The organism is Streptomyces sp. OR43 (genome assembly GCF_008042275.1).
Taxonomy (GTDB): domain Bacteria; phylum Actinomycetota; class Actinomycetes; order Streptomycetales; family Streptomycetaceae; genus Streptomyces.
Genome location: NZ_RDBK01000043.1, coordinates 1,399,546 through 1,422,117, shown reverse-complemented (window position 1 = coordinate 1,422,117; position 22,572 = coordinate 1,399,546). Strand labels below are relative to the sequence as shown.

Below are 22,572 nucleotides of genomic sequence, written 5' to 3'. Positions count from 1 at the left end.
GGCAGAACCTCGTATGCCCGATATAAAGGCCCGTGCGCCGAGGCCCTGCAAGGATCTTCGGCAGAGGGCCTGCCGCGCCTCAGCGCACGGTGATGACCAACTTGCCCGTGGTGCGGCCCGTCTCCCCCAGGGCGTGGGCCCGGGCTCCTTCGGCGAGAGGGAAGGTGCCGGAGACGTGGGCGCGGAGCCTGTCCCGGCTGACGAGTTCGGCGACGGCGCGCATTCCGGCATGGTCGTGCTCGACGAGCAGAGCGACAGCGCGGACCTGTGCCTTCTCCGCTGCGGCCCGGGTGTCCTTGCTGCCCGGCAGCAGGGAGACGAGGACGCCGCCGGGGCGGAGTACGCCCACGGAACGGGTGGCGGTCTCCCCGCCGAGGGTGTCCAGGACCACGTCGTAGGGCTCCTCCGCGTCGGTGAAGTCCTCGGAGCGGTAGTCGATGCAGGCATCCGCACCGAGCTCGCGCAGGAAGTCGTGCTTGGGCGCACTCGCCGTCCCGGTCACGTGAGCACCGCGCTCCTTGGCGATCTGTACGGCGAGATGGCCGACACCGCCGGCCGCGGCGTGGATCAGCACCCGCTGCCCGGCCCGGAGGTCCGCTGTCTCGACGAGGGCCTGCCAGGCGGTGAGCGCTGCCAGCGGCAGAGCGGCCGCGTGGACGTGGTCGATGCCGGCGGGCTTGGTGGCGAAGGCGCGGGTGGGGCCGGTCACGTACTCGGCGTGGGAGCCGGCTCCGTGCGGGTAGGGCAGCATGCCGAACACCTCGTCACCGGGCCGGAAGAGGGTGACGCCGAAGCCGGTCTCCACCACGGTGCCGGAGACGTCCCAGCCGAGGGTCAGTGGCGGGGGCGGCAGGAAGAGACTCATGGCGCGGTGCTTGACGTCCGTGGGGTTGAGGCCGGCCGCGTGCACGGCGACGAGGATCTCCCCGGGACCGGGCGCGGGCCGCGGGAGCTCGGTCAGCCGCAGGACCTCGGGGCCGCCGAGGGCCGTCTGATGCAGGGCGAGCATCACCGGTGCACCCTTGGGGGCAGCCGGGTCCGCGGAGTCCTGGGGGACGAGGTTGTGAGGAGTGTCCGTCGAAGTCATGTGTCGATCCTGGCCCGCACGGTGCGGCCCGGACGATGGCAAGAAGGTCAGCCTGCGATACATTCCTGCCATGCCTCGCGACCTTGCCGCCCGCACCGACCGCGCCGCCCCCACCGACCGCGCGGACGACACCGACCGCGCCGACCGTGCGGCTGCACCGGACTGTCGGCTGCGGCCGGTTCCGCGGTCCGGCGCCCACAAGGTTGTCGTTCTTGCCCTCGACGGCGTCTACCCGTTCGAACTCGGTATCCCGCACCGGGTCCTGGGTTCCGCCGACGGACGCTACGAGGTGGTGTCCGCGAGCGTGGACGGGCAGTCCGTGCGAACCGACTCGGACCTGACGCTCACCCCTGGCCACGGTCCCGAGGTGCTGGACGAGGCGGACACCGTGGTCATCCCGCCGTACGCGATCTCGCCGGCCTCGGGTACGGCCCCGGATCCGCAGGCTCTCGCTGCCCTCGCCCGCGTCCGCCCCGGTACTCGTCTGGTGTCCATCTGCACCGGTGCCTTCCTGCTGGCCGCCGCCGGTCTCCTCGACGGGCGCCGGGCCACCACCCACTGGGCGCTCACCGACTACTTCCAGGAGCTCTTCCCCCGGGTCGAGGTCGACGCCGGGGTGCTCTTCGTCGACCACGGTGACGTGCTGACCTCCGCGGGGGCGGCGAGCGGTGTCGACGTCTGCCTGCATCTGGTGCGCCAGGACCACGGCAGTGAGGTGGCCAACCATGTCGCCCGCTGCTGCGTCGTGCCGCCGTACCGGGACGGCGGGCAGGCGCAGTACATCGAACGGCCCCTGCCGCCGGCGAGCGGCACCGGCACCGGGCCGACCCGCGACTGGGCGCTCCAGCGGCTTGAACTGCCCCTGTCGCTGGGCGAACTGGCCGCGCAAGCGGCGATGAGCACCCGCACCTTCGCCCGGCGCTTCCAGGAGGAGACGGGTCTGAGCCCCGGCCGCTGGCTGACCCAGCAACGACTGCGGAGGGCACGGCACCTGCTGGAGTCCACCGACCTGCCGGTGGAACGGGTCGCCCACGAGGTCGGCTTCGCCACCGCCACCTCGCTGCGGCGCCACCTCGCCGCGGAGGCGGGGGTCGCCCCGTCGGCGTACCGGCGCACCTTCCGTGCCGCGGGCCCGGCCGCGGGTGACGACAGGAACATCAGGACCCGGGGCTGAAGCGACCGCGAGGCGCCCCCGGTCCTCCCGGTGCCTTACGACAGGTTCTCAGCCGCGCTGCGCAGCCGGTGGTTCACCGCAGCCGCAGGAACGCCGGACCACCAGTGCCGAGGGGAACTGCTTCAGCCGCTCCCGCCGCGACCCCGACACCCGCAGCGAGTCGTCCAGCACCAGGTCGACCGCGGCCCGTGCCATCGCCGGGCGGTCGGAGAACACCGTCGTGAGCGGCGGGTCCGTCAGACCGGCTTCCTTCACGTCGTCGAAGCCCGCCACCGCGAGCTCACCGGGCACGTCGATCCGCAGCTCGCGCGCGGCCCGCAGCACCCCGATGGCCTGGTCGTCCGTCGTGCAGAAGATCGCCGGCGGCCGGTCGGGGCCCGCGAGGAGCCCCAGGGCCACCTGGTAGGCGTCGTAACGGTTGTACGGGGCCTGGAACAGCCGGCCCTCGGTCGAGCGGCCCGACTCGTGCATGGCGCGGCGCCAGCCCTCGACGTGGTCGGCGACCGGGTCGCCGACCGCCGGGGTCGACTCCATGCCGCCGAGGCACGCGACGTACGCGTTGCCGTGTTCCAGCAGGTGGCGGGTGGCGAGCTGGGCGCCGCCGACGTCGTCCGTGACGACCGCGACGTCGTCGATCGCCTCGGGCCGCTCGTGCAGCAGCACGACCCGGGCGTCCCACGCCTCTATCTCCGCCGCCGCGCGCTCGCTGGGGCCCTGGCTGACCAGGATCAGGCCGGAGACCCGCATGCCGAGGAAGGCGCGCAGATAGTGGACCTCGCGCTCGTCGCGGTAGTCCGAGTTGCCGACGAGCACCATTTTCCCGCGCTCGGCGGCGGCCTGTTCGACCGCGTGCGCCATCTCCGCGAAGAACGGCTGCCTCGCGTCCGGCACGATCATCCCTATGAGATCGGTCCGCCGCGAGGCCATCGCCTGGGCGACCCGGTCGGGCCGGTAGCCCAGCTCCTTGATCGCGGCGAGCACCCGCTCGCGCGTGGCCGGGGCGACCGGCCGGGGTCCGTTGTTGATGACGTAACTGACCACTGCGGTCGACGTCCCCGCCAGTCTCGCCACATCGTCCCGCGTCACCTTGGCCACGCGCGGCAGTCTACGCGGATGGAACTACTTCCCGGCAGGCCGGACCGGGGCTTCTTCCGTGACCTCGGCTCCCTCCGGCTGCTCCGAACGGGTGAGGGTTTCGGTGGTCGCCTTCGCGGCCGCCGACTTGGCCTCCTCGGCGGCGGCACGCTCGACCTTCTCCGGCGCGACGAAGCGGTAGCCCACGTTGCGGACGGTGCCGATGAGCGACTCGTGCTCGGGGCCGAGCTTGGCGCGCAGCCGCCGTACGTGGACGTCGACCGTCCGCGTACCGCCGAAGTAGTCGTAGCCCCAGACCTCCTGGAGCAGCTGGGCGCGGGTGAAGACCCGGCCCGGGTGCTGCGCCAGGTACTTGAGCAGTTCGAATTCCTTGAAGGTCAGGTCCAGGACCCGGCCCTTGAGCTTCGCGCTGTACGTGGCCTCGTCCACCGAGAGATCACCGTTGCGGATCTCCATCGGGGAGTCGTCCGAGGTGATCTGCTGCCGGCCGGTGGCCAGCCGCAGCCGCGCCTCGACCTCGGCGGGGCCCGCCGTGTCCAGCAGCACGTCGTCGATGCCCCAGTCCGCGGTGACGGCCGCGAGGCCGCCCTCGGTGACGACGAGGATCAGCGGACAGCCGGGTCCGGTGGACCGCAGCAGCTGACAGAGCGAGCGGACCTGCGGCAGGTCGCGCCGTCCGTCGACGAGGATGACGTCGGCACCGGGGGTGTCGACGAGAGCGGGGCCTTCGGCGGGAGCCACCCGCACGCTGTGCAGCAGGAGGCCGAGGGCGGGAAGCACCTCCGTCGACGGTTGGAGGGCATTCGTCAGGAGCAGCAGTGAACTCATCGCCGCCCACCTGCCTGGGTCGTCGGTCGATGATCGTGCACGGTTGGCTCGCCCATTACGTCGGTCCTCCTCGTTCCCTGCGAGAGGGGCACTCCCGGGTCGGACCCGGGGGAGTATGCGGCACTGCTTCGTACGCTTTTTCCGTTGCGGTCGTACGACGTTTCGTCATACGGCCTTTACTCGTGCGGCCCGCGCCCAGGACCGCTGAGCTTGTCGAAACGTCGTCGTAACAACGCGCGGAAACCACAAAAGGACCCGGGGGCTGCTTTGCCCGGATCCTCTTCCCAGCAGAATAGCCCACATGACTTCTGTGTCCGAGGGGCTGTTTCGGAGTTCCTCTGTTCCCTTGATCACGCGCGGTCCGCTGCGGACCACGTTGCGGGCCGATGACGGGGTCCTCATCGAGGCGGTGTACGACCCGTGTACGGGAGATGACGCGGCCGGCGCCGGGGCCGGCGGCGGCGGTACGGCGATCGTCGTCGCGCACGGATTCACCGGTTCGGCCGACCGCCCGGCCGTGCGGCGTGCCGTGCGGGTGTTCTCGCAGCGTGCGGCGGTGGTCACGTTCTCCTTCCGGGGGCACGGACGCTCCGGCGGACGGTCCACGGTGGGCGACCGCGAGGTGCTGGATCTGGCGGCCGCCGTGGCCTGGGCGCGGTCGCTCGGACACACGCGCATCGTTACGGCCGGGTTCTCGATGGGCGGTTCCGTGGTGCTCCGGCACGGGGCGCTGTATACGGCCCCCGGAGCGGTGGGGGAGTCCGAGGGGCGCACGGAAGCGCACGGGGAGGCGCACGCGGACGCGGTGGTGTCGGTGAGCGCTCCCGCGCGCTGGTACTACCGGGGCACGGCTCCGATGCGCCGCCTGCACTGGATGGTCACCCGCCCCGCCGGCCGGCTCGTCGGGCGGTACGGATTCCGTACCCGGATCGACCGCGACGACTGGGACCCGGTCCCGCTCTCCCCGGTCGAGGCCGCCGGCCGGATCGCCCCGGCCCCGCTCCTGATCGTGCACGGCGACCGGGACCCGTACTTCCCGCTCGACCACCCGCGGATGCTCGCCGGCGCGGCGGGCGGCGCCGCCGACCTGTGGCTGGAGCCCGGCATGGGCCACGCGGAGAACGCGGCGGACGAGACCTTGCTCACCCGCATCGCCGACTGGGCGATGACGCGGTGAACCATGATGGACAGCCGACGCGTGAGCTGACGCGAGACGAGAGGAGTGCCGCCATGCCTGCGGGAACCATCCGCTACTGGGCAGCCGCCAAGGCCGCGGCCGGAACCGCGGAGGAGTCGTACACCGCTGCGACGCTCAAAGAGGCGCTCGACGCGGTACGGGAGCGGCACCCCGGCGAGCTGAGCCGCGTACTGCGAAGGTGTTCCTTCCTCATCGACGGTGACCCCGTCGGGACCCGGAGCCATGAGACCGTACGCCTTGCCGAGGGCGGCACGGTCGAGGTGCTCCCGCCGTTCGCAGGAGGGTGAACCGCAGAACATGAGCAGCAGCGATCAGCAGCAGCCGTATCCGCAGCAGCAGCCGCCATATCCGCAGCCGCAGCCGCAGTATCCGTACGGGCAGGAGCCGCAGCAGCATCAGCAGTCGTACGGGGACCCCGTGTACGGCGACGCCCCGTACGACGCTCAGGCGTACTCAGGGCAGGCCTACCCCGGCCAGGGACAAGCCGCCCCGGCCCCGGGATATGCCGACCCGGCCCCGGGATACGCCGACCCGGCCCAGGGATATGCCGACCCCTCGTACGGGCAGCAGGGGCCCTACACGGGCGGTGCGGCGCCGTACGGGACGGCGGGCGGGTACGACGCACACCCGCCCCAGCAGGCCGCCCCGTACCCGCAGCAGGGAACGCCCGCCCCGCAGGCGCAGCAGCCCGGGGCCGGCTGGCCGGCCGGGGACCAGGGGGTCACCCAGACCTGGGAGGGCCAGACCTGGGACACGCAGTACCAGCCGACGATCCGGCCCGCCGAGCCCGCAGGCCCCGTGCGGCCCGCCGCTCCTGAGCAGCCCGCGCCTCCCGTGCGGCCCGCCGCTGCTGAGCAGCCCGCGCCTCCCGTGCAGGCCGCCGAGGAGACCGCGTACCTGGCACCGCTGCACGGCGGGTCCGGCTCGTACCCGCTGCCTCCCGAGGCCCAGGCAGCGCCCGCACCGCCTGCCGCGCCCGCCCCGGCCCCCGGACGAGCACCGCCGCGGCGACGGCCACACCGCCGGCCGTGACGGCGTCCGGGACGGCCGCGAGGTGGCCGGCGGCGAGGACCGCGAGCGCGGCCGAGGCGACCGTGGCCCCCGCGCCGGGCGAGGACGGCTACAGCGCGCCGACCACCCTGGGCAACAGCCGCATCACCGACGCCCAGCGGGCCCGCGCCGAGGGCCGGTCGCCGATCATCGCGCCCGGGATGCAGCCGGCCGCGATCACCGCCGGGCTCGGGCTGCTCCTCGCGCTCGGCGCGGCCGTCGGGCCGTACGCCCTCGTCGTCCCGCTGGTGCTGCTCCAGGCGGTGACCGCGGCGGGCTGGTTCCGGCTCAACGGCATGTGGCCGGCCCGGCAGGGCATCGCGCTCGCCTTCGCGGGCGGCCTCGTCGCCGATGTGGCGCTGCTCGCGGCCGGCCGGGAGAACGGGCCCGCCGCCATCCTGGGCACCCTCGGTGTCTGGGTGCTGCTCACCGTCGTGATCCAGCTGCGCAGCCGGGCCGGTGCCGACGAGCGGATGGAGGGGCTGATGGCCACGGTCGCCTCGGCCGCGCTCGCGGTCCTCGCCGCCGGCCACCTCGCGGCCGTCCCGGACGCCGTCACGGCCGGCGGTGTGGCCGTCGCCGCGGCGGTGCTCGTCCGGGCGCTGCCGCTGCCCGGACCGGCCTCGGTCGTGGCGGCGCTCGTCGTCGCGGCGGGTGCCGGCGCGGTGGGCGGCGCCGTCACCGACCTGGGCGTCAAGGGCGCGCTGCTCGGCCTCGCGGCCGGCGGCTGTGCGCTGATCGGGCTGCGGGTGGCGAGCTATGACTACCCGTCACGCTTCGTGCACATGACCGCGGGTGTGGCCCTGCCGCTGACCGCGGCCGCCCCGGCCGTCTATCTGATCGGGCGCATGATCGCGTAGCCCGTACCGCGTCACCCGGCCTGCCGAAGCCCTCCACGGGGAACCGTCGGAGGGCTTTCGCACGTCGATCACCCGGGGCGTGACGTGCGGCCGCAGTAGGCTCACGGCGCCAGGGATCCGATGGATGTGGCGCGGGGGAGGACAGGCATGCGTGCACTGCGAATACTGCTGATCGTCGTGGTGGTTCTGGCCGGGGTGTTCATCGCGGTGGACCGTGCGGCGGTGTACTTCGCGGAGTCCGAGGCGGCGGACCGGGTGGTGGTCTCCGGGGCTCGGACCGGATCGACGGACGTGTCCATCAAGGGTTTTCCGTTCCTCACCCAGGTCGCCGGATCGGAACTCGACGAGGTCGACGTGAAGGTCACCGGGATCGAGGCGACCGCCGGCGGCCGTGTGCTTCGGATCAGCAGGATGGAAGCCGAACTGCACCAGGTGCGGCTGACCGACGGCTTCTCCGGCGCCACGGCCGCCCGGGCCAGCGGGACGGCCGTCATCTCGTACGAGGACCTGACGAAGGCCGCCGACGGCGTCGTCGTCGAGTACGGCGGCAACGGCAAGGTGAAGGTGACCGGCACGGTCACCGGCATCCCCGTCCTCGGCGCGGTCACGCGCAGCGTCCTGTCCACCGTCACGCTGGTCGACGGCCACACCGTGCGGGTGCACGCGGACAAGGTGCCGGGCGAGGGGATCCGCGGTCTCGAACAGCTCGTACGCGAGAAGACCGACTTCGAGCGCGAGGTGGGCAAACTGCCGAACGGCCTGCAGCTGGAGAAGATCCAGCCGACCGCCGCCGGGCTGGAGATCTCCGTGACGGGCGCCGACGTACGTCTCGCCGGATAACCCCGGCCCTCGCCGGGTAGAGGGGTTCCTGGGCGGAGCCATGCCTCGGGACGGACCGCGACGCCACATACTGAGACGACGGAGTCCGTTCCGCAGATGCCCGACGCGCCGCGCGGGCCGGACGGTCGTCTCCAGGGACCTGCGGCCTCGATCGCATCTCACATTCCGGACGATCGTGTCTCAGTATGCGACACAACGGTGACATGTCCGCCCGTACGTCCCTACGATCGGTCCCATGCAGTGCTCTATTAGCGGTCTCCCGCAGCGGGGACAGGCGGATCTCACGAAGCGGCGGGCAGTGGACCTGTGCCGCGTCGCCGCCATGCTCTGTCGCACTGTCTGAGCGGGATCCGTCGGATTTCCCGCATTCCCGGCCCTTCGACCGCTCGTCGGGGCCATCCCGCGTGGCACCCGCGCACGCGCCGAACCCGCGCAGCGCACATCCGGATCACCACGCACCATCGCGCACCACTCGCATCATCCCGCCGCAGACTGCCCCGGAGGAGAACAGAATGAGCCGCAGTGACGTCCTGGTAGACGCCGACTGGGTCGAGGCCCACATCGACGACCCGAAGGTCGCCATCGTCGAGGTCGACGAGGACACCTCCGCGTACGAGAAGAACCACATCAAGAACGCGATCCGGATCGACTGGACCAAGGACCTCCAGGACCCGGTCCGCCGTGACTTCATCGACCAGGCCGGCTTCGAGGAGCTGCTGTCGAACAAGGGCATCGGCAACGACACCACGGTCGTCCTCTACGGCGGCAACAACAACTGGTTCGCGTCCTACGCCTTCTGGTACTTCAAGCTCTACGGCCACCAGGACGTCCGCCTGCTCGACGGCGGCCGCAAGAAGTGGGAGCTCGACTCCCGCGACCTGGTCGACGGCGACCAGATCCCGTCCCGCCCGGCCACGCAGTACAAGGCCCAGCCGCAGGACGAGTCGATCCGTGCCTACCGCGACGACGTCGTGAAGGCCATCGGCAGCCAGAACCTGGTCGACGTGCGCTCGCCCGACGAGTTCAGCGGCAAGCTGCTCGCCCCGGCCCACCTCCCGCAGGAGCAGTCGCAGCGCCCCGGCCACGTGCCGAGCGCCCGCAACATCCCGTGGTCGAAGAACGCCAACGACGACGGCACCTTCAAGTCGGACGACGAGCTCAAGGCCCTCTACGAGGCCGAGCAGGTCGACCTGTCGAAGGACACCATCGCCTACTGCCGCATCGGTGAGCGCTCCGCGCTCACGTGGTTCGTGCTGCACCAGCTGCTCGGCCAGGAGAACGTCAAGAACTACGACGGTTCGTGGACCGAGTACGGCTCCCTCGTGGGCGTGCCGATCGAGCTCGGCGCCAACAAGTAACCCGTACGACCTGGACCAGCACGACCCCCGACCAGAAGGACAGAACGCCATGTGTGGAGCAAAGGCCGGCGGCCCCGACGCTTCGACCATCAAGCCCGGTGAGACCACCATCCAGGGCAGTGTGACCCGCGACGGCGAGCCCGTCACCGGCTACGTCCGCCTGCTGGACTCGACCGGCGAGTTCACCGCCGAGGTCCCGACCTCGGCGACCGGACAGTTCCGCTTCTACGCGGCCGAGGGCACCTGGACGCTGCGCGCCCTCGTCCCCGGCGGCAGCGCCGACCGCACGGTCGTGGCCCAGACGGGCGGCCTCTCCGAGGTGGCCATCGCCGTCTAGCAGCACTGTCACGGCTCTGCCGATGACCGGCCGAAGGGCCGTACCCCAGGGGGTTGGACGCTTCCTGAAAACGGGGTACGGCCCTTCGTGCCGTCCGGGCGGAACCCGGCGAGGTCCAGGAACGGCCGGGCGGGCCGATCGGGCCTACGCTGGATGCATGTACCGCCGACGCCGGCGCGCCTACTTCGTGATGATGGGGATCTGTCTCGTCCTCTTCGTCTCCGCCTGGGCCTTCGTGAGGCTCTGGTCGATGCCCGCCGCCATCGCGATGTGCGTGGTCGCGATGGTGATCCCGCCCGTCGCGGCGATGGTCGCCAACCGGAAGGGCCCGGAGGACCGCTGGTGGGACGACCCCACCGCCACGCCGCCCCGGCCTCCTTCGTCCCGGCCGCACGTGCGCCTGACCAAGGGCGAGGCGACCGGGGACCCGGAGTCGGACGCGTGGTGGGACGAGCTCGACGGCAAGAAGCGCCGCCCCTGAGGAGCCGGTGCGCGCGAGCCTGCCCCGGTCGGTATGCGCGAGCCTGTCAGGGTCGGTACGCGTGTGCCTGTGCGGGTCGGTACGCGCATGCCTGTCCGGATCAGTAGACGAGCGCCTGGACGCCGTCCGCCATGACCTCACTGACGAAGACCTGCGCGCCGGCGATCCGTACGCCCTCCAGGACGTCCTGCTCGGTGATGTCCCGGCGGGCCGCGCACTGGGTGCAGAGGGTGATCTGTCCGCCCGCCTGAATCGACTCGATCAGATCCGGCAGCGGCGCCGCGTGCGGCAGTTCGAACTCGGCGGCGCGTCCCGGCAGCGCGAACCAGGCGGATTCGCCGGTCAGCCAGAGCGAGACCTCCACGCCGCTGGCGACGGCCACCGCCGCGACGGTGAACGCCTGGGAACAGCGCTCGGCGGAGTCGGCACCTGCGGTCACCTTGATCACGAGCTTCTTCGGCATATGCCGAACTGTAATCCCCGGTCGCACAACCTCGTTGATGCCCGGCGGGTCAGGGCTGTGCGCAAATACGGAATCCGCGCCTCAGGTCTCGTGGGGGGACCCATTGTGAATCCGAAAGACACCATTCCTGACGGGCAGGCCGAGCCTCCCGTGCGGGTGGAGACGCCGGAACAGGCAGTTCCGGAAGCAAGACCTCCTGAACGCCGGCGTCCGCCGCATCGCCGCCGCGGCGCCCCGGCCCTTCAACGAGGACAACAGGGCCGAGATCCACTACGCCGACCTGCGCGAGCTGCTGCTTCCGGCCCCAGGCGGGAGCAACGGTCGACAAGAAGCGGACGGGTGGCTGGGTGAGCACCCGGCAGTTCGTGTCCGAGTACGAGAAGGAGTACCGGGAGGACATCGCCGCCACGCTGCGCGACGGGGCGCTGCGCCACATCGCGGCGCGCGGCTGGACCATGCCGGACGGCACGTCGAGCCGGGTCTATCTGCTCCGCTTCAACTCGACGGCCTTCACCGACGCGTTCCGCGACGCGTGCGCCATCGGAGCCACGGGAGGTTTTCCGCTGGTGGGGGTGGCGGATACGGACCTCGACATCTCGTGGTCGGGCGGCGGGAAGGTGGCGGACACCTCGCCCTACGTGTTCACCGAAGCGAAGCCTTACGGTGTCGCCGAAACCCGGCAGGCCTATGTGGCCGCCGGCGACACCCTCGCCCTCATCGTCCAGTCCCGTAAGGGCGGCGGCGGAACGCCACGCGTGCCGTTCCACCAGACCGTGATCCTGCAGAACCAACTGCTGGGCTGACCGCTCCGCGGCACGCCCCGAACCGGCGGGCCGGGACCCCACCCATTAGGCTGGGGCCCGGCCCTGTACTGCCGCCATACCGCTCGTTCAAGGAGCCCCCGTGCTTGAGGCATTCTTCTCCGCCCTGCTGGTCCTGGTCTGTGTCGGCGTTCTCGCCTTCGCCGGCTTGACCGTGAAGAAGCTGTACCAGGGCCAGCGCTAGCCCTTCCGGCCCGGCGTCCCCCACCCTCCGCCTTCCGCTTCCGCCTCACAGATCGATTGAGCCGTTCATGATCGAGATCCCGTCCGACCTCCACCCGGACCTCGTCCCGCTGGCCTTCCTGCTGGGCAACTGGACGGGTGCGGGGGTGTCCGACTTCCCCGGCGCCGAGAAGTGCAACTTCGGCCAGGAGGTCTCCTTCCGCCACGACGGCCGGAACTTCCTGGAGTACGTCTCGCACTCCTGGGTGCTCGACGCCGAGGGCAACAAGGTCAGGCCGCTGGAGACCGAGTCCGGTTACTGGCGCATCGACAAGGACCGCAAGGTCGAGGTCGTCATGGCCCGCGACCAGGGCGTCATCGAGATCTGGTACGGCGAGCTGGCCGACCAGAAGCCGCAGATCGACCTGGTCACCGACGCGGTGGCCCGGACCGCGGCCTCCGGCCCGTACAGCGGTGGCAAGCGGCTCTACGGCTATGTGAAGAGCGACCTCATGTGGGTGGGCGAGAAGGCCACGCCCGAGGTCGAGCTGCGGCCGTACATGTCGGCGCACCTGAAGAAGGTCGTCACCCCGGAAGAGGTCGCGGCGATGGCGAAGAGCCTCGGCGACCTCCCGGACGACGGAATCGCGTTCTTCAAGTAGCCCACGAGGCGCTTTCCGGCGGACAGCCGGGTGACGGGCCGGCCCGGATCTACACTGGAGCCTGTGGTGAGCACCGACTGGAAGACCGATCTTCGGCAGCGCGGCTACCGGCTGACGCCGCAGCGGCAGCTTGTCCTGGAGGCCGTGGACACGCTGGAACACGCGACGCCCGACGACATCCTGTCCGAGGTGCGCCGGACCGCGTCCGGAGTGAACATCTCCACCGTGTACCGGACCCTGGAGCTCCTGGAGGAGCTGGATCTGGTCAGCCACGCCCATCTGGGCCACGGCGCCCCGACGTACCACCTGGCCGACCGCCACCACCACATCCATCTGGTCTGCCGGGACTGTACGAACGTCATCGAGGCCGATGTCGACGTCGTCGCGGAGTTCACCGAGAAGCTGCGCGGCACGTTCGGCTTCGAGACGGACATGAAGCACTTCGCGATCTTCGGCCGCTGCGCCGACTGCACGGCGAAGTCGGGGGGACCGGCCGAAGCAGCCGGCGAGGCCGGAGCGATGACCGGTCCGGCTGCCGGGCCCCAGCCCTAGGAACCGTCGCCCCGCCCCGAGTCGTACGCTGGTCGCATGAAGAGCCCCCTGCTGTCCCTGCCCGGCGCCGTCCCCGCCGAGGGGCGCGACGAAGGCGTCGCCGCGCACTACGGCGATCTGTTCCGCGAGCAGCGCGCCCTCGCCGACGGCTCCGGTCTCGTCGACCTCTCGCACCGCGGGGTCGTGACCGTCACCGGGAGCGACCGGCTGGCCTGGCTGCACCTCCTGATCACCCAGCACGTCAGCGAACTCGCTCCGGGCCAGGCCACCGAGTCCCTGATCCTCACGGCGAACGGGCACATCGAGCACGCCCTGTATCTCGTCGACGACGGCGAGACCGTGTGGATGCACGTCGAGCCGGGCACCCAGGGCGAGCTGATCGCCTATCTGGAGTCGATGAAGTTCTTCTACCGGGTCGAGGTCGCCGACCGTACCGAGGACTACGCGGTCGTGTACCTGCCGGCCGGTTCCATCGCGGAGGTTCCCGACGGTGCGACCGTGCGGGAGACGCCGTACGGCCGCGATCTGTTCCTGCCCCGCGAGGGCCTGGAGGCGTACGCGGCGGCGCATGGCCCGGCCGCCGGGGTGCTGGCCTACGAGGCGCTGCGCGTCGAGGGGCACCGCCCGCGGCTCGGGTTCGAGACGGATCACCGCACCATCCCGCACGAGCTGGGCTGGATCGGCACCGCCGTCCACCTCCAGAAGGGCTGCTACCGGGGCCAGGAGACGGTGGCCCGGGTACAGAACCTCGGCAAGCCGCCGCGGCGCCTGGTCTTCCTGCACCTGGACGGCAGCGAGGTGCTGCTGCCGGGGCACGGCACTCCGGTGCGGCTGGCCGCGGACGGCGCGGAGGGCCGTCAGCTCGGCTTCATCACCAGTTCCGCCCGCCACCACGAGCTGGGGCCGATCGCCCTGGCCCTGGTGAAGCGGAACGTGGCGGTGGACGCGGAGCTGCTGGCGGGCGACACGGCGGCGGCCCAGGAGACGGTCGTCGAACCGTAGACCCGGCCCGGCGTACCCGCCGCGTCCACCGTGTCCGGCTCAGACCTCGACGATGACGGTGAACGGGCCGTCGTGGTTTGTGAGCGAGACCGGCTCAGACCTCGACGATGACCGTGAACGGGCCGTGGTTCGTGAGCGAGACCCGCATGTCCGCTCCGAACCGGCCCGTCTCCACCTGCGCGCCCAGGGCCCGCAGCTGCGCCACGACCTCGTCGACCAGCGGCTCGGCGATCTCGCCGGGAGCGGCGGCGTTCCACGTGGGCCGGCGGCCCTTGCGGGCATCCCCGTAGAGAGTGAACTGTGAAATCACCAGAAGTGGTGCATTCACATCGGAGCAGGACTTCTCGCCCTCCAGGATGCGGACCGACCACAGCTTGCGGGCCAGCTGGGCCGCCTTCTCCGCGGTGTCGCCGTGGGTCACTCCCACCAGCACACACAGGCCCTCGCCGACGATTTCGCCGACGACCGCCGAACCGCCGCCCTCGCCCCCGGCATCCGCCACCGTGACGCTCGCACCGTCCACCCTCTGTACCACTGCACGCATACAGACCAACCTATCTTGGGCTGAACGGGTACAGAGCATCTCCACGGGACCCCTCGGAGTGGCACCATGCACGGGAGGCGGTGTGCCGACGCACCGGTCGAGGGGATGGACACAAGCATGAGCATGCATGGAACCGGGCAGTCCCCGGGCGCAGTGCCGGTCGCGCGCCCCGGCGTCAACAGCAAGGCCTCTGTGGGTGCGAGCACCATGCGCCCACCCGTGCAGCGGACCGGGCAGGGCTCCGATGACGGGCCCGCCGCATCGGCGCCGCTCGATCTGGGTGCCCTGCGGCTGCCGGAGCTGCGCGGGCTACGGCGGGACGCGCAGCGGGACGAGGCGGACCTCAGCTATGTGCGGCGGCTCGTCCAGGGGCGCATCGACATCCTGCGCGCCGAGCTGGCGCGGCGCCGGGACCCGGAGTCCCCGGTGGTGGACCGGCTCTCGGAGATCCTCGCGGACACCCCGTCGCTGCACCGCTCCTCCGCACGGCACGTCACGCTGAGCACGCCGCGCAGCGACGAGTACCGGAAGCTGGCGGCGGAGACACTGGCCGAGGTCGAACTCTCCGACCTCGACGCCCGGACGGACGAAGAGCTGCACACCGCGATGGGACGCCTGGTCCGCTACGAACAGCAGGTTTCCCGGCGCCGCTACCGGCTCCAGCGCACCGCCGACGATTGCGGTGCGGAGATCGCCCGCAGGTACCGTGACGGGGAAGCACAAGTAGACGACCTGCTCGCCTGAAGCGACCCTTCCGGGGGCGGGTCCCCGCCCGTCCCGGAAGGCCACCATGACCTCCAGCGCAGCCCCGTCGTCCCCGTCCGGCATATCCGGCCGGGCCCCCCACCTGCCCGTACTGGCGGAGGTCGTCCGGTCCGGTTTCGTCGAGGGCCACCATCGGGGCTCCTTGGTCGTCCTGGCCGCGGACGGCAGCATGGAGATGTCCCTGGGCGATCCGTCGGCCCCGGTCTTCCCGCGCTCCTCCAACAAGCCGATGCAGGCCGCCGCGGTGCTCCGGGCCGGTCTCGACCTGTCGGGGGAGCGGCTGGCGCTGGCCGCCGCGAGCCATTCGGGTGAGGGTTTCCACCTCGATCTCGTACGGAAGATGCTCACCGAGCACGGACTGGCGCCCGAGGACCTGCAGACCCCGCCCGACCTCCCGCTGGACCCGGTGGAGGCGGAGACGTATCTCGCCGCGGGCCATGTCCGGGAGCGGATCACGATGAACTGCTCGGGCAAGCACGCGGCGATGCTCGCGGCCTGCCTGCGCAACGGCTGGGACCCGGCCACGTACCTCGACCCGGCCCACCCGCTCCAGCAGCTGGTCCACCGGGTCGTCGAGGAGGCGGCGGGCGAGCCGGTCGCCGCGGTCGGCACGGACGGCTGCGGCGCCCCGCTGATGGCGCTGTCGCTGGTGGGCCTCGCCCGGGCGTTCCGTACGTTCGTCACGGCGGAGCAGGGCACGGCGGAGCGCCGGGTGGCGGACGCGATGCGCGCCCATCCCGAGTACGTGGCCGGCACCCGTCGCCCCGACACCTGGTTGATGCGGGAGGTGCCGGGGACGCTGTCCAAGATGGGCGCCGAGGCGGTCCAGGCGGTGGCACTGGCGGACGGCCGGGCGCTCGCCTTCAAGATCGACGACGGTTCGACCCGGGCCCTCGGCCCCGTACTGGCCCGCGCGCTGGGTCTGCTCGGCGTCGACGCCCCGGTGGTGTCGCGGATCGGCCGGGCGCCGCTGATGGGCGGCAGCGCGGAGGTCGGGGAGATCCGGGCGGCGTTCTGAGGGGGCCGCGTTTCGGGGACGGTGTTCCGAGGGCCGCGCAAAAAGCCGGCGACATCCGGACCGGGTCTGACGGGGCCGCCCGAAAAGCCGGTGACATCTGTGGTCCCGCCCGCCTAGCGTGAGGCGGATGAGCACCCTCGACGCCCGCCCCATCTCCGCATCCGAGCTCCCTGACTGGCTGCGCGCCCTGAACACCGGCTTCCTGCGCGCGCCGACACCGTCGGACGAGGAGGTGACGGGGCGTCTGCCGTACCTCGACCTGGCGCGCACGCAGGGGGTGTTCGACGCGGGGCGGTGCGTGGCGACGTTCCGGTCGTTCGCACAGGAGCTGACGGTCGTCGGCGGCGCCACGGTACCGACGGACGCGGTCACCAACGTCACGGTGTCGCCCACGCACCGGCGTCGCGGACTGCTCTCGCGGCTGATGGCCACGGACCTGGCGGCGGCGAAGGAGCGCGGCGATGTGGCCGCCACGCTGATCGCCGCCGAGTACCCGATCTACGGACGGTACGGCTTCGGCCCGGCCGCCTGGACCACCGAGTGGGAGGTCGACATCCCGCGGACGGGCCTCGACCCGCATCTCCGGGTCCCGTCGCCCGAGGACGGCGGCCGGATCGACCTGGTGGACGGCGCGGAGGTACGGAAGCTGGGCCCGGTCCTGCACGACCGGCTGCGGGCCCGGCAGCACGGGGTGGTGAGCCGTGGGGAACGGTGGTGGGACCTTGCCACCGGTCAGTCGCTCTTCCCGCACGACCACTGGACCGAGCCGTTCCACGCCGTGTACCGCGGGGCCGACGGCAGCGTCGACGGGCTGCTGACCTACAGCGCCGACGCCCACTGGGGCGACGCCAAGCAGCCGCTGAACCGGGCGACGGTGCGCGGGCTGATCGCGGCGACCCCGGCGGCGGAGCGGGCGCTGTGGCACTTCCTCTGCTCGGTCGACTGGATCGCCACGATCCGCACCGGCCACCGCGCCCCCGACGACCTGCTCCCGCTCCTCCTCCCGGACCCGCGCGCGGCCCGCGTGGTGACGCACGCGGACTTCCTGTGGGTGCGCGTCCTGGACATCGTCCGCGCACTGGAGGCCCGCACCTACGCGGTACCCGGATCGCTGGTCCTGGACATCCACGACCCGGCCGGCCTCACCGCGGGCCGCTTCCACCTGGACGCCACCCCGGACGGCGCCACCTGCGCCCCGACGACGCGCTCGGCCGATCTGGCCTTGGACGTACGCGAGTTGGGCACGCTGTACCTGGGCGACGAGTCGCCCCTGCGCCTGGCGGCCCTGGGCCGTATCGAGGAGCTGACCCCGGGAGCGGCGGCCCGGGCGGACGGGATGCTGCGGACGGGGCGGCGGGCCTGGTGCCCGGATGTGTTCTAGGTACTGACATCACCGTGACAGTCACGCGTTCGAACTGGCCTGGGGCGGCGTCGCTCTCGTGGCCGGAGGACTTCTCGCCACCGACGTCCGAGGTCCGGCCGCGCTCTGAACCGCCCGTGCGGCTCCGCGACAGCGGCAGTCACTGCCCGTCGGGCAGAGGGCAGATCAGGAGCGCAAGGGTCGCGCCCCCCACGGCCAGGCACTTGTCGTTGCCGAACTTGATGCCGACGACCGTGAAGGTGAAGCCCACGCTTCCCAGGACGCCGAGTTTCCACTGCAGGAACTGCTCCAGGGCAAGGGTGATCCAGGGCATGGCGGTCCCTCCTCAGGAGGTGGTGAGCGGAGAGGCTCGGGGAATCTGCCGATGCGCGAGCAACACCCGTACGACGGTGGACGGGTGAGCGGAAGGTGCTGTGCTCAGATGGCGTGCCGGATCCCTGCGAGGTCGCGACAAGGTGAGAGAGCTGTCCCCAGTTGGCACCATCTTCAAGTAACTCACCAACAACTCCCTTTTCATGGCGCGGAGTTGTAGCGTCCTGTTGTGGACCCAGAACGCGCAGCGATGGACGGCAGTCGTAAGCCCTCGTCGGAGGACCTGGCGGATGCGCTGCGGACGCGTATCCGTACCGGGGAACTGAAGTCGGGCGACTCGCTGCCCACCCAGGCCGTACTGGCTGGTGAGTTCGGCGTCGACAGGGGCGTCGTCCGGCAGGCGTTGCAGCGCCTCCAGGGGGACGGTCTGCTGACCGCCGTCACCCGGGGGGCTCCGCCCAAGGTGGCGAGCCTGCCGGGGACCCAGGCGCCTCAGCAGACGGCGGCCGTGCTCGGGGCCCGGATGCTGAACGCCTTCGCCTGCGACGACGTACGCATCGACGCGCTCTGCCTGACGGCTGAGTCGCTCGTCCCCGCACTGTCGGAGTCGCTGACCCGGATCACGACGGGGGTGCTCCGGCCGGGTTCGGTGAAGCTGCGGGTGCTGCTCCCCGACCGTGAGATCGACCTTGCCTTTCCGCGTCGCACCGAGCCGGTTGAAGGTGACGAGGCGGTGCACGACCGCTGGCTGGACAACCGAAACCTTCAGGCGAAGGTGCTGCTGCAGAGACTTGAAGCGGTGCGCAGTACCAGTGCGCTGAGTATCGACGTGACGATGCGGGCGATGCCGTTCACGCCACCGGTGAAGCTCTACGTGCTGAACAGTGTGGAGGCGTTGTTCGCGTACTACACGGTGGAGGAGCGCGAGGAGGTGATCAAGGGTGCGCCCACCCAGATCTATGACGCGCTGGGGAGTCTCTCGACGCTCTTCCGCTTCGAAAGTTCGGCCGGTGTGCGGGATCAGCAGTTCGTGGCGGAGTCCGCGGAGTGGTTCGAGAGCCTGTGGAACACCATTGCGACTCCGGTGGACCTGAGGTCTTAGCTAGATACGGCCACAGGTCAGGTGTCGGTCGGGACCAGGAGCAGGGCCAGAATCAAAGCTCCCGCGCAGGCGCAGTTGGAGCTTCCCGCCTTGAGGCCGAACGACAGCAGTGCGAAGCCCACCGTTCCCATCAGCCCGTACTTCCACTGCACGATCTGCTCGAGCCCCAGCGTGACGAATGGCATGACGATCACTCCTCCGGCGGTGAAGGGGCGTCGTGCTCGCACTCCGTTGTGCCGAGTGGACGCTGCCTGTGTACCTAGAACAACCGATCAACCTCTTAGATTTGACTGGTTGGCTTGAGTGTAAGTGTCCCTACGAATGAGTAGTCGTAAACTTGTATGGTTGCTCGGGTTTGGTTGGCGGTGGATGTGGTCGTGTGATTTTCATGGTTGTGCACCCGAAGTGCCCGCTGCTGGTGGGTGGTTGTATGGTTGTGATGTGACGAATCGTGAGCAGGGCCTGGCTGAGGGTGAGTTCGCCTACCAGCGCATCGCCGATAAGTTGCGCCGGGGCATCAACAGCGAGGAGTGGGGGCCGGGCGACCGGCTGCCGACGCGTGCGCAGCTTGCCGAGCGATTCGGCGTCTCCCCCGCAACGATCAACGAAGCGCTGAAACTGCTGCGCCGGGACGAACTCATCGTCACCCGCCAGGGCAGCGGCTCCTTCGTGAGGGGCGGAGCGCAGGGCGGCCGGCGCACCATGCGCCGTGACGGCGGTTCCGTCGAGGGAGGAGGCGGGGGCGACACCTGGGCGGTGGAGTCGGAGGGCGTCACGCCCGTGATGCTCAAGCCGTATCTGGCAGAGGCGTTCGAAGCACCCGAAGTGACCCTCGATGTCTTCTCGATGACCACGGAATCCTTGACCAAGCGGGTGTCGGACCAGAAGGACCGGATCATGGAGGGCGAGATCCCGCCGCCTCGCAGCATCAAGGCCCGCCTGATGCTTCCGGACTGCGACTCCCCGAATCTGGCGATCCCCCGCCGGATCGACGGTGCGGACGAGCCCCGCGTACGGCAGCGGCTGAAGGCGATCCTGCAGAGCCACGCGACCATGTTCAAGGAGGCTCTGTACGAGCTCCAGCGCTGCACTCCCGCGCCGGAAGTCGAGGTCGAGGTGCGAGTGGTGCCGTTCTCGCCCCAGGTGAAGCTGTACATTCTGAACCGCCACCTGGCACTTCAGGGCTTCTACGTCCCGGATGTGGGCACCATCCAGCTCCTTCCGGACCGTGAGGAAGTCGGGATCTACGATGCGTACGGCACGGGAGCCACCCTCTTTCCGTACCGTGCCTCCGACGACGACGCCGAGAACAGGCGCGGAGTCGTGCAGAAGTGCCAGGCGTTCTTCGACTCGAACTGGAAATACCTGGCCACGAGGGTGGATCTCTGATCGTGCTGTACCCAGTTGCTGCGCCCGCTCCCGCACAAGCCGAGGCCCCGGCCGTTCGGAGCGCGTGGAATCTGCTTGCCCGTGCCCAGTGCATCGTCTGGGACTTCGACGGGCCCATGGCCCAGCTCTTCGTCAGCGAACACGGCGACGGGAGCAGCGAAGCGCACCTGATCGCGGACGAGCTCATCGCCATTGCCGCGCAGCACGGCCGGGTACCGGACGAAGTGCGGGGCAACACGGATCCGCACGGGGTGTTCCGGTGGTACGACCGCCTGGCGAACCGTCCGGGTGCTCCGGACCGGGCGCGGGCGATCGCCATGGAGATGCGCCACGCGCTCACCGCCCGGGAGCTGAAGGCCGCCGAACACGCCACCCCCGCCCCCGGTGCGGATCGTCTCGTCCGCGCGTGGCACGGGCTGGGCCGCCGGCTCGCCGTCGCGTCCAACAACCATGCGGACGCGGTGCGGCGCTACCTCGAACGCACCTCGCTGGAAGGGTACTTCGCGGGCGGACCGGTCATCGGGCGCTGCGACGCCGATACGCGGCGCATGAAGCCCGATCCTTGGGTGCTGACCGAGGTCGTCGCCGCGACCGGCCTCGCTGTTGCCGACCATGTGATGATCGGTGACTCCACGGCCGACCTGGGGGCGGCCGACGCGGTCGGCATGCCGTTCATCGGCTATCACCGGACGTCCGCCGGACGGGAAGCCCTGGCGGACGCCGGCGCCCCCACCGTCGTGGACTCCATGGTGGTACTGGCTGATGGAGCGGCGACGTTGGGCTTGCAAGTGCGTTGATGTGACGGGTAGTTGTACCGTCCCTGTATGGATCTCAACGCGGGGGGATGCCGGAACCGATCCTCGATGGTCCACGGCCGGCGACCGGTACAGCGCCCACCCTTCGTGCCGGGAGCCTTCGGCCGGGGGCGACGGTGACGCGGGACCGTCTGCCCGGTGACGTGGTGCCGCCCGTAGGGCGGGGGGATGTGCGGCAGTCCGCCGCTCGGCGGCGTGCGGCCGCGCTCGTGTCCGACGAGGCACTCCTGGTGGGCCCGCTCAAGGGCTACCACCACGAGACGTACGCCTTTCCGCTGCCGGCGGCCGACGGCTCGGGCCGGCAGACCTGGTGGAAGTGCCGGGATCCGCGAGCAGGTCTGCTCTGGTTCGATCTGCGCGTGTTCGCCTCGGAGAAAGCGCTGGTCCGGGCCCTGCAGGGAAGCATCACGCGCATTCCCGCAGTGATCGACCGGGAGGCCGTCTCCCTCTACACCTTTGTCGAGGGGCGGACGCTTGGTGAGGCCTGCCCTCCCGAGTGGGCGTTGTCGGAGCGTCACGCCGGTCAGCTCGGCGTTCTGTTCCGTGAACTCGTCTCGGTGCGGCCGGAGGCGGTTGTCGCATCGGTGGGTCTGGCGACAGGAGGCTTTCTCGCGGGGTGGAAGGACGACTCAGCAGCCTTTCTCGGCCGTCTGATCGACTTCACCGACGTCCACATCTATCAACGGCACCTGCCGCGCTACCGCTCGCTCTTCCGGGACCTGGGCATACCCGGCGGCGCCCTCGACGGTCTCCGGGCGGCGGCCGAGGCCCTGGTGCCGCGCCCGTTCGCGCTGCTCCACGGCGATCTGCATCGGGAGAACTTCGTCGTGGACGCCCGTGACGACCTGTGGACGATCGACTGGGAGCTGGCCATGGTCGGCGATCCGCTCTACGACCTGGCAACCCACCTCCACCTGATGCACTATCCGCCCGAGGAACAGGTGCGGATCATCACCATGTGGTGCAGGGCGGTCGAGAGCGCCAGGCCCGGCAGTTCCTGGGGCTGGCGCACGGATCTTCCCGTGCTTCGCGCCTACAAGCGGGCGCAGTCCGTCTATACAGATGTGATCAGAGCCGCGCTGGGCCTTCACGGGCTCACGGAGGAGGCGGCTCGGCGGCAGCTGCCGCAGCTGGCCTCGCGTATCAAGGGTGTGCTGGGGGCGGCGCGCCGCCCCCTGGGGCTGAGGGCCGAGCCCACCGCGGAGGAGGTGGCGGCCGCCTACGCGCGGTGGCTCCGCGCCCATCCGTCCTCCGCCACCACGGCCACGTCCTGAGC

General features: G+C 70.9%; 26 protein-coding genes and 1 pseudogene. 20 read left to right on the top strand and 7 right to left on the bottom strand.

The features are described 5' to 3' along the window. Window positions 1–79: 79 nt before the first annotated feature. Complete coding sequence (locus EAO72_RS24970) at window positions 80–1,087, bottom strand: NADP-dependent oxidoreductase (RefSeq protein WP_148019479.1); 1,008 nt, start codon at window positions 1,085–1,087, stop codon at window positions 80–82. Between the two features lie 70 nt (window positions 1,088–1,157). Between EAO72_RS24970 and EAO72_RS24965 the strand changes: the two genes are divergently transcribed. Further along, a complete protein-coding gene (locus EAO72_RS24965; RefSeq protein WP_261991628.1) occupies window positions 1,158–2,261 on the top strand; it encodes a GlxA family transcriptional regulator in 1,104 nt (367 codons plus the stop codon). Between the two features lie 48 nt (window positions 2,262–2,309). On the opposite strand, the gene EAO72_RS24960 is transcribed toward EAO72_RS24965, so the two are convergent. Beyond that, window positions 2,310–3,356, bottom strand: a complete 1,047-nt coding sequence (locus tag EAO72_RS24960) for a LacI family DNA-binding transcriptional regulator (RefSeq protein ID WP_148019478.1) — start codon at window positions 3,354–3,356, stop codon at window positions 2,310–2,312. 24 nt (window positions 3,357–3,380) lie between these two features. Further along, the gene (locus EAO72_RS24955; protein ID WP_148019477.1) at window positions 3,381–4,184 is read right to left on the bottom strand and encodes a response regulator transcription factor; all 804 of its coding nucleotides are present in this window, start codon (window positions 4,182–4,184) and stop codon (window positions 3,381–3,383) included. 301 nt (window positions 4,185–4,485) lie between these two features. Here EAO72_RS24955 and EAO72_RS24950 point away from each other — a divergent pair, with 301 nt between their 5' ends. The 8 genes and pseudogenes from EAO72_RS24950 (at window position 4,486) to EAO72_RS24910 (ending at window position 10,308) form a co-directional block, all read left to right on the top strand. Then, complete coding sequence (locus tag EAO72_RS24950) at window positions 4,486–5,361, top strand: alpha/beta hydrolase family protein (RefSeq protein WP_187285201.1); 876 nt, start codon at window positions 4,486–4,488, stop codon at window positions 5,359–5,361. Window positions 5,362–5,414: 53 nt separating this feature from the next. Continuing rightward, entirely contained in the window at window positions 5,415–5,669 is a 255-nt protein-coding gene (locus EAO72_RS24945) for a MoaD/ThiS family protein (protein ID WP_148019476.1), read from the top strand. A gap of 343 nt (window positions 5,670–6,012) precedes the next feature. Then, window positions 6,013–7,292, top strand: a pseudogene (locus tag EAO72_RS43300) (hypothetical protein); the annotation flags it as partial. Window positions 7,293–7,439: 147 nt separating this feature from the next. Next, window positions 7,440–8,132, top strand: a complete 693-nt coding sequence (locus tag EAO72_RS24930) for an LmeA family phospholipid-binding protein (RefSeq protein WP_148019474.1) — start codon at window positions 7,440–7,442, stop codon at window positions 8,130–8,132. A 235-nt stretch (window positions 8,133–8,367) separates the two neighbouring features. Beyond that, window positions 8,368–8,475 (top strand): putative leader peptide, encoded by a 108-nt coding sequence (locus tag EAO72_RS44120; protein ID WP_353961645.1) that lies wholly within the window; start codon window positions 8,368–8,370, stop codon window positions 8,473–8,475. Between the two features lie 169 nt (window positions 8,476–8,644). Next, window positions 8,645–9,490, top strand: coding sequence for a sulfurtransferase (locus tag EAO72_RS24920; RefSeq protein WP_148019473.1), 846 nt, complete (start codon window positions 8,645–8,647; stop codon window positions 9,488–9,490). 49 nt (window positions 9,491–9,539) lie between these two features. Continuing rightward, window positions 9,540–9,827, top strand: coding sequence for a DUF1416 domain-containing protein (locus EAO72_RS24915; protein WP_018490348.1), 288 nt, complete (start codon window positions 9,540–9,542; stop codon window positions 9,825–9,827). 157 nt (window positions 9,828–9,984) lie between these two features. Beyond that, window positions 9,985–10,308, top strand: coding sequence for a DUF3099 domain-containing protein (locus EAO72_RS24910; protein ID WP_148019472.1), 324 nt, complete (start codon window positions 9,985–9,987; stop codon window positions 10,306–10,308). 100 nt (window positions 10,309–10,408) lie between these two features. On the opposite strand, the gene EAO72_RS24905 is transcribed toward EAO72_RS24910, so the two are convergent. After that, window positions 10,409–10,771: a DsrE family protein gene (locus tag EAO72_RS24905; protein WP_148019471.1), complete on the bottom strand. Its 363-nt coding sequence runs from the start codon at window positions 10,769–10,771 to the stop codon at window positions 10,409–10,411. A 347-nt stretch (window positions 10,772–11,118) separates the two neighbouring features. On the opposite strand from EAO72_RS24905, the gene EAO72_RS24900 reads away from it, so the two are divergent. From EAO72_RS24900 to ygfZ, 4 genes are all read left to right on the top strand, one after another. Continuing rightward, window positions 11,119–11,574: a hypothetical protein gene (locus EAO72_RS24900; protein ID WP_148019470.1), complete on the top strand. Its 456-nt coding sequence runs from the start codon at window positions 11,119–11,121 to the stop codon at window positions 11,572–11,574. 269 nt (window positions 11,575–11,843) lie between these two features. Further along, window positions 11,844–12,416, top strand: a complete 573-nt coding sequence (locus EAO72_RS24890) for a heme-binding beta-barrel domain-containing protein (RefSeq protein WP_148019469.1) — start codon at window positions 11,844–11,846, stop codon at window positions 12,414–12,416. Between the two features lie 63 nt (window positions 12,417–12,479). Continuing rightward, complete coding sequence (locus EAO72_RS24885; protein WP_148019468.1) at window positions 12,480–12,968, top strand: Fur family transcriptional regulator; 489 nt, start codon at window positions 12,480–12,482, stop codon at window positions 12,966–12,968. Window positions 12,969–13,004: 36 nt separating this feature from the next. After that, a complete protein-coding gene (gene ygfZ / locus EAO72_RS24880) occupies window positions 13,005–13,970 on the top strand; it encodes a CAF17-like 4Fe-4S cluster assembly/insertion protein YgfZ (protein WP_148019467.1) in 966 nt (321 codons plus the stop codon). Window positions 13,971–14,064: 94 nt separating this feature from the next. On the opposite strand, the gene dtd is transcribed toward ygfZ, so the two are convergent. Next, a complete protein-coding gene (dtd, locus tag EAO72_RS24875; protein WP_148019466.1) occupies window positions 14,065–14,514 on the bottom strand; it encodes a D-aminoacyl-tRNA deacylase in 450 nt (149 codons plus the stop codon). Window positions 14,515–14,631: 117 nt separating this feature from the next. Between dtd and EAO72_RS24870 the strand changes: the two genes are divergently transcribed. The 3 genes from EAO72_RS24870 to EAO72_RS24860 all read left to right on the top strand — a co-directional run bounded on the left by EAO72_RS24870 (window position 14,632) and on the right by EAO72_RS24860 (window position 17,678). After that, a complete protein-coding gene (locus EAO72_RS24870; RefSeq protein ID WP_187285200.1) occupies window positions 14,632–15,258 on the top strand; it encodes an RsiG family protein in 627 nt (208 codons plus the stop codon). Between the two features lie 46 nt (window positions 15,259–15,304). After that, window positions 15,305–16,297: an asparaginase gene (locus EAO72_RS24865; protein ID WP_148019465.1), complete on the top strand. Its 993-nt coding sequence runs from the start codon at window positions 15,305–15,307 to the stop codon at window positions 16,295–16,297. A 127-nt stretch (window positions 16,298–16,424) separates the two neighbouring features. Continuing rightward, on the top strand, window positions 16,425–17,678 hold the full coding sequence (locus EAO72_RS24860) for a GNAT family N-acetyltransferase (RefSeq protein ID WP_148019464.1): 1,254 nt from the start codon (window positions 16,425–16,427) through the stop codon (window positions 17,676–17,678). A 139-nt stretch (window positions 17,679–17,817) separates the two neighbouring features. Here EAO72_RS24860 and EAO72_RS42165 read toward each other — a convergent pair whose 3' ends face one another. After that, window positions 17,818–17,991, bottom strand: coding sequence for a hypothetical protein (locus EAO72_RS42165; RefSeq protein WP_187285199.1), 174 nt, complete (start codon window positions 17,989–17,991; stop codon window positions 17,818–17,820). Window positions 17,992–18,219: 228 nt separating this feature from the next. On the opposite strand from EAO72_RS42165, the gene EAO72_RS24855 reads away from it, so the two are divergent. Beyond that, window positions 18,220–19,092, top strand: a complete 873-nt coding sequence (locus tag EAO72_RS24855; RefSeq protein WP_315986313.1) for a FadR/GntR family transcriptional regulator — start codon at window positions 18,220–18,222, stop codon at window positions 19,090–19,092. Between the two features lie 17 nt (window positions 19,093–19,109). Here EAO72_RS24855 and EAO72_RS42160 read toward each other — a convergent pair whose 3' ends face one another. Then, window positions 19,110–19,277, bottom strand: coding sequence for a hypothetical protein (locus tag EAO72_RS42160; RefSeq protein WP_187285198.1), 168 nt, complete (start codon window positions 19,275–19,277; stop codon window positions 19,110–19,112). A 256-nt stretch (window positions 19,278–19,533) separates the two neighbouring features. Between EAO72_RS42160 and EAO72_RS24850 the strand changes: the two genes are divergently transcribed. From EAO72_RS24850 to EAO72_RS24840, 3 genes are all read left to right on the top strand, one after another. Then, window positions 19,534–20,481: a winged helix-turn-helix domain-containing protein gene (locus EAO72_RS24850; protein WP_261991627.1), complete on the top strand. Its 948-nt coding sequence runs from the start codon at window positions 19,534–19,536 to the stop codon at window positions 20,479–20,481. Between the two features lie 2 nt (window positions 20,482–20,483). Then, window positions 20,484–21,278 carry an HAD family hydrolase gene (locus EAO72_RS24845; protein WP_148019463.1) on the top strand — a complete coding sequence of 265 codons (795 nt, stop codon included), beginning with the start codon at window positions 20,484–20,486 and terminating at the stop codon, window positions 21,276–21,278. A gap of 227 nt (window positions 21,279–21,505) precedes the next feature. Beyond that, window positions 21,506–22,570, top strand: coding sequence for an aminoglycoside phosphotransferase family protein (locus EAO72_RS24840; RefSeq protein WP_261991626.1), 1,065 nt, complete (start codon window positions 21,506–21,508; stop codon window positions 22,568–22,570). The last annotated feature ends 2 nt before the right edge of the window (window positions 22,571–22,572 follow it).

Excerpts from the sequence above, each read along its gene's own strand:
- EAO72_RS24920 (WP_148019473.1), top strand. The coding sequence starts at position 8,645 with ATGAGCCGCAGTGACGTCCTGGTAGACGCCGACTGGGTCGAGGCCCAC.
- EAO72_RS42165 (WP_187285199.1), bottom strand. The coding sequence starts at position 17,991 with ATGCCCTGGATCACCCTTGCCCTGGAGCAGTTCCTGCAGTGGAAACTC.
- EAO72_RS24970 (WP_148019479.1), bottom strand. The coding sequence starts at position 1,087 with ATGACTTCGACGGACACTCCTCACAACCTCGTCCCCCAGGACTCCGCG.
- ygfZ (WP_148019467.1), top strand. The coding sequence starts at position 13,005 with ATGAAGAGCCCCCTGCTGTCCCTGCCCGGCGCCGTCCCCGCCGAGGGG.
- EAO72_RS24905 (WP_148019471.1), bottom strand. The coding sequence starts at position 10,771 with ATGCCGAAGAAGCTCGTGATCAAGGTGACCGCAGGTGCCGACTCCGCC.
- EAO72_RS24865 (WP_148019465.1), top strand. The coding sequence starts at position 15,305 with ATGACCTCCAGCGCAGCCCCGTCGTCCCCGTCCGGCATATCCGGCCGG.
- EAO72_RS24860 (WP_148019464.1), top strand. The coding sequence starts at position 16,425 with ATGAGCACCCTCGACGCCCGCCCCATCTCCGCATCCGAGCTCCCTGAC.
- EAO72_RS24955 (WP_148019477.1), bottom strand. The coding sequence starts at position 4,184 with ATGAGTTCACTGCTGCTCCTGACGAATGCCCTCCAACCGTCGACGGAG.
- EAO72_RS24910 (WP_148019472.1), top strand. The coding sequence starts at position 9,985 with ATGTACCGCCGACGCCGGCGCGCCTACTTCGTGATGATGGGGATCTGT.
- dtd (WP_148019466.1), bottom strand. The coding sequence starts at position 14,514 with ATGCGTGCAGTGGTACAGAGGGTGGACGGTGCGAGCGTCACGGTGGCG.
- EAO72_RS24930 (WP_148019474.1), top strand. The coding sequence starts at position 7,440 with ATGCGTGCACTGCGAATACTGCTGATCGTCGTGGTGGTTCTGGCCGGG.
- EAO72_RS24915 (WP_018490348.1), top strand. The coding sequence starts at position 9,540 with ATGTGTGGAGCAAAGGCCGGCGGCCCCGACGCTTCGACCATCAAGCCC.
- EAO72_RS24945 (WP_148019476.1), top strand. The coding sequence starts at position 5,415 with ATGCCTGCGGGAACCATCCGCTACTGGGCAGCCGCCAAGGCCGCGGCC.
- EAO72_RS24965 (WP_261991628.1), top strand. The coding sequence starts at position 1,158 with ATGCCTCGCGACCTTGCCGCCCGCACCGACCGCGCCGCCCCCACCGAC.
- EAO72_RS42160 (WP_187285198.1), bottom strand. The coding sequence starts at position 19,277 with ATGCCATTCGTCACGCTGGGGCTCGAGCAGATCGTGCAGTGGAAGTAC.
- EAO72_RS24870 (WP_187285200.1), top strand. The coding sequence starts at position 14,632 with ATGAGCATGCATGGAACCGGGCAGTCCCCGGGCGCAGTGCCGGTCGCG.
- EAO72_RS44120 (WP_353961645.1), top strand. The coding sequence starts at position 8,368 with ATGCAGTGCTCTATTAGCGGTCTCCCGCAGCGGGGACAGGCGGATCTC.
- EAO72_RS24950 (WP_187285201.1), top strand. The coding sequence starts at position 4,486 with ATGACTTCTGTGTCCGAGGGGCTGTTTCGGAGTTCCTCTGTTCCCTTG.
- EAO72_RS24890 (WP_148019469.1), top strand. The coding sequence starts at position 11,844 with ATGATCGAGATCCCGTCCGACCTCCACCCGGACCTCGTCCCGCTGGCC.